Below are 5594 nucleotides of genomic sequence, written 5' to 3' on the forward strand. Positions count from 1 at the left end.
ATTTTAAATAATCTGAAATAGATTTGTATAAAATAAAAATAGGACCAATTGTTATTATTCAAAATAAAATATACAGGTAGTTAGTAAAAACAAAATTTTAACTAATAAGTAGATAGAATTACAGTTCATTTATACTATTTATAGAATAAACATGAGAATATCTATACTACTGGTATTGCCTATAGGATTGCTGTAGTATTATCCAAATAAAGTACCATACGTACCTCTGTTACCTCTACCCTATACAGCGGGATACTTTTGCAGTATACCCGTTAGCTCTATAACCCTTGTACTAAACTTAAACTTCATTTCCAGCGAGCTTATGAAAAGAAGCTTATCTAAGACCACTTTGCTGGTACTTACCTGCTTGGGGCTATGGATTTCCGGTGCCGAGATCCCCACGTACGGAAGGGCCACTGCTTTTACGTTACCCATTGACCGTCAGATTACGGGTACGGTTACCGACGAAAAAGGTGCTCCTCTCACCGGGGCTACCATTGCCATTAAAGGCACTACCCAAGGTTCAATTACGGATGCTGAGGGTAAATTCACTCTTTCCGTTCCTAATGATCAGGCGGTTCTGATTGTTTCTTACGTAGGCTACAACAAGAAAGAAATCACGGTTGGGTCTCAAACGGTAGTTAACGTTAGCCTGGCTCCCAACGACGGCAATTTACAAGAGGTTGTTGTTACGGCTCTCGGCGTATCCCGCGAATCCCGTACCCTGGGTTACGCGGTTTCAACGATCAATGCCGAAGTAATGACCAAAGCTCGCGAAACCAACATTGGTAACTCGCTGGCGGGCCGGGTGGCTGGTTTGAGCGTTCGTGGCACGAGCGGTGGACCGGGTAGTAGCTCGAAACTGCTCTTACGCGGAATGCCCAGTATGAACTCCGGTGGTGCTCCACTTATTGTCATCAACGGCGTACCGATGGATAATACCCAACGCGGCAGTGCCGGTGAATGGGGCGGTGCCGATGGAGGCGATGGTTTGGGTAACCTCAACCCAGATGACATCGAAAACATGACCGTTTTGAAAGGGCAGTCGGCTTCGGCTCTGTACGGTACCCGTGCTTCTAATGGGGTCATCCTGATTACGACGAAAAAAGGTAGAAAAGGAGACTTCTCCATTGACTACAACCTCAATTACACCATGGATCAGCCCATGAACCTGACGGACTTCCAGTACCAGTACGGTCAGGGACAAAATGGTCTGAAACCAGGTTCTATCGCCGATGCTCAGCAAACGGCCCGTTTAAGCTGGGGTGCGAAGCTCGATGGATCCATGATTACGCAATTTGATGGCAACCAGTACGCGTATTCGGCTCAGCGAAATAACATCCGGAATTTCTACCGTACGGGTTCGAACTTTACCAATACGGTAGCTGTAACCAAAGGCGGTGACAATGGTTCGTTCCGGCTTTCACTCTCGAACCTGGACAACCAGGCGGTTATAGCCAATAGTGGTATGAATCGGAAGACGATCAACCTAACGGCTGATCAGAACATCACCAGCAAGCTGAGCGTAAGTGTACTGGCCAACTACATTAACGAAAAGATCCACGGCAAGCCTCAGTTAAGTGACGGTCCGCTGAATGCCAACAACGGCATGTTCCTGGCTACCAACATTGACCAACGTATTCTGGCACCGGGCTACAATCCAACAACCGGCGAAGAAATCGTATTCAGTGATGATTCCTACGTGACGAACCCCTACTTTGTTACGAGTAAGTACATCAACAATGTAGATCGTCAGCGGTTGATCTCCATGGTGTCGACGAAGTATCAGTTTGCCGACTGGATTTATGCTCAGGCACGCTTGGGTTACGATAATGCCAATGATCAGATTTTCAGAGTAACTCCCTGGGGAACTGCTTTTTCTATCAAATCAGATCCGGCAGGTCAAGGACTCTTGGATGAACAGTCTGTAGCTCGTACCACGGAAATTAACGTGGACGGATTAATTGGTGTAAATAAAAACATTACACCTGATCTTAGCCTGAATGCCCTGCTTGGAGCAAACATTCGTAAGAACCAGTACAGCAAGCAAACCATTAATGGTAGCCCTTTCGTACTGCGTGACCTGTACAGCTGGAGAAACGTAGTGAACTACAACCGGGAGTATCAGTATACCGCTTCTGAAGTTCAGTCTGCTTACTACAGCTTTGACCTGGGCTTTAAGAATTTCCTGAACTTAACTACGACGGGTCGCTACGATACGTACTCTTCGTTACCGTCGAACAACCGGTCCATCTTTACGCCTTCGGTTTCGGGAGCTTTCGTCTTTACCGATCTGCTCAAGATGAATAAGTTAAGCTTTGGTAAACTGCGGGCCTCCTACGCGTTGACGAGTGGAGAACCCAAACCTTATCAGACTAATGTTTACTACAGTGTAGGTAACTCGCTGAATGGCGTAGCAACGGGTAACTTCTCTACCGGTTTACCTAACTTATTCCTGAAACCCTTTACGAAGAGTGAAGTAGAGTTAGGTTTGGAACTGAAATTCTTCTCGGGTCGTCTGGGTATCGATGCAGCTTATTTCACGCAGGAGACGCAAAACGAAATCATGAACGCGAACTATAGCTTTGCCTCGGGTTATACCTCAGGTGTGGTTGGTACGGGTTCTACGCAAAACCGTGGTTTAGAACTGCAGTTGACGGGTACGCCTATTAAAGCAGCCAACTTTACCTGGAATACTTCGGTTAACCTGACCTCCGTTAAGAACAAGATCCTGAAGACAGATCCTAGCAATAGCCCCGTTATCATTGGTAAAAACCGAGCTACGCTGGATAATGCTACCACAGCCTTCGTAGTTGGTCAAGCGGGTCCGCAGATTCGTGCGTATGACTACAAGTATGCCGCTGATGGCCAGATCGTTGTAGACGCAGCAGGTGTACCTGTTAAAGGCGACCTGAAAAACTGGGGTACGGTATTACCTACGCTGTTCGGTGGTTGGAATAACGACTTCTCTTACAATAACTTCAATTTGTCGTTCCTGATCGATTATAACTACGGTAACAAGATTCTCTCGGCTACCGAGTACTATACGTACTACCGCGGTTTAAACCAAGCGACACTCGTAGGCCGCGAAGCGAATTACATCACGACGGGCGTTACGGCAGAAGGAGTAGCCAGTACCGCTAAAACAAGCCTGCAGAATTACTACCAAGGTGTAGCCAACAACATTACTAAAACTAGCGTAATCGACGGTGACTTCATCAAGCTTCGTCAAATTACACTGGGCTACAACTTACCGGCTAAACTTCTGACGGGCGTACCTCTGATCAAAGCGGTTAACGTTTCACTCGTAGCTCGGAACCTGTTCTACATCATGAAAAAGGCGAAGAACATCGATCCAGAATCCTCTTTCGGTGCGAACCTGAATTACTACGGTATTGAAGGTACCGGCCTTCCCTCGGCTCGTACGTATGGCGTTAACTTAAACATTAAGTTTAAATAAGATTTCGAATGAAAAAGAGACTCATTCTCCTTTCTATACTAGCAGGGTCTTTGCAATTCTCCTGTACCAAGCATTTTGATGAGCTTAACGTCGACCCTAACCAGGCTTCTGAAGCTATTTTCAACGCAAACTTGCTGCTGCCGAGTGCTCAGTGGAAATACGTAGAGTCTATCTCGGGTTATAACTCGGTTTTGTTCCAAAGCATGTGGATTCAGGCCTATGCTTCTACTTCCACGGGCGGAGCCAACTACTACTCGAACGGCGACAAGTACGTCCTTTCCAACAATACCCTTTCTTACCTAGACCGGGTTTGGAATAATGCATACAATGCGGCCAGCTTCGCCTACGAAATGGAGCAACTGGCTAAGAAAAAGGGGGGCATGTCCAACCTGGAGAACATTGGTACCATTATGCAAATCCAAAGTCTGGCGACGGCTTCCGATGTATTCGGTGATATTCCGTACTCGCAGGCTCTGCAGGCAAAAACGGGTAACATTACGCAACCGACTTACGATACGCAGGAAAACATTTACAAATCGCTCCTGACTCGTTTGGAAACGGCCGTTACTGCTCTAAATGCTAACCAGGCTGCTCCGACCAACGATGCCTTTGCCTACAAGGGTAACATCGGCCAATGGAAACGCTATGGTTATTCGCTGATGCTTAAACTAGCGATGCGTTTAACAAAAGCAGACCCAACCACGGCTAAGACTTACGCTGAAAAGGCGGCCGCTGGTGGCGTATTTACCAGCGTGGCTGACGATGCGTACGTGATGGCCGACCTGACCAACAGTTATACCAATGCCAACGCTTCAGCTCTGGCAACGGCGGCGGATTTGTACCAGCTTCGCTGGAGCAAAACGATGATTGATTATCTGAAAAGCAATGAGGATCCCCGTCTAGGCAAAATTGCGGAAGTTCCGGCGGCCGGACTTGCGGCGAACCAGACCGCTACGGGTGGCGACAATACGCCAGCCAATCAGTTAGGCTTACCCAATGGCTACGATTTGAGCGGTGGTGCTACGGATATCACTAAAGCTCCCAATTACTCCGGTGCTACGGGTACGGGCAACGACGTTACGCCCTTGGGTAAGTATTCCCGGCCTACGAATGTTTTCCGTAATCAGAGCGGTCCGTTATTCGTGCTGACCTACGCCGAAACGGAACTGTTGCTGGCCGAAGCGGCCACGCGGGGTTACACCGTAACTGGTTCGGCAGCTACGCACTACAAAAATGCCGTATCTGCGGGTCTGCAATCGTTAGCGAAATTTGGTACGGCAGTGGCTATTGATGCTGCTACGGCTGATGCCTACGCTACGGCTCACCCCTTAGTAGCAGCCAATGCCCTCAAGCAGATTAATGAGCAGTACTGGGCTACGACCAGCATTCTGCAAAACTTCATTGAAGCCTGGAGTAACTGGAGACGTTCGGGATATCCCCAACTCACGCCAGTAAACTATACGGGTAACTTCTCTAGTGGTAGCATTCCACGGCGGGAGCTTTACCCAACCGGCGAAGGTTCTCTGAACCCGACCAACTACAAAGAAGCCGCTTCCCGTTTACCCAACGGTGACGTTTGGACTTCCCGGATTTGGTGGGACAAGCAGTAGTAACGTAAAAACGATAAGGGGCTAGTCTCCTTATCGTTTCTTTTGAATACTAGTAACTTCAACCCAGCGTTGAAGTTTTTTCGTTTCTATACACCCCGACTTTCTCAAACGTACTGCTATCCATGATCCAAAAAGGTATCTTGTATCTTTTGGTCGCCACGCTGACTGCTTCGGTTACGTGGGCACAGAAACCTGTATTTCAGTTACTTCCCCCCGAAAAAACGGGTATTACCTTCAAAAATGAAATCATCGAAACAGAAACCCACAACATTATGGAGTATGAATACTTCTATAGTGGCGGTGGCGTGGCCGTGGGCGACATCAATAATGATGGCCTGGATGATTTATTCTTTACCTCGAATCTGAAAGAAAACAAGCTCTACCTGAATCTGGGTGGCTTGAAATTTAAAGATATTACGCTGGAGGCCGGCGTACAGGGCCGGACCGATGACTGGAACAGTGGCGTGAGTATGGCCGATGTCAACAACGATGGCCTGCTCGACATTTTCATTTGTTACATGGGA

Annotated in this window: 3 protein-coding genes; all 3 read left to right on the forward strand. The window is 47.6% G+C overall.

Going from position 1 to position 5594, the window contains the following annotated elements; translation table 11 throughout:
* The first annotated feature begins 322 nt into the window (after nucleotides 1-322).
* Complete coding sequence (locus ACOJTG_RS11350) at nucleotides 323-3460, forward strand: SusC/RagA family TonB-linked outer membrane protein (RefSeq protein ID WP_420153911.1); 3138 nt, start codon at nucleotides 323-325, stop codon at nucleotides 3458-3460.
* Nucleotides 3461-3468: 8 nt separating this feature from the next.
* Nucleotides 3469-5070 carry a SusD/RagB family nutrient-binding outer membrane lipoprotein gene (locus tag ACOJTG_RS11355; protein ID WP_420153912.1) on the forward strand — a complete coding sequence of 534 codons (1602 nt, stop codon included), beginning with the start codon at nucleotides 3469-3471 and terminating at the stop codon, nucleotides 5068-5070.
* 122 nt (nucleotides 5071-5192) lie between these two features.
* The coding region (locus ACOJTG_RS11360; RefSeq protein ID WP_420153913.1) for an FG-GAP repeat domain-containing protein at nucleotides 5193-5594 on the forward strand (402 nt) is incomplete at its 3' end.

Origin of the sequence: Siphonobacter sp., from assembly GCF_048595215.1 — a bacterium.
GTDB lineage: Bacteria > Bacteroidota > Bacteroidia > Cytophagales > Spirosomataceae > Siphonobacter.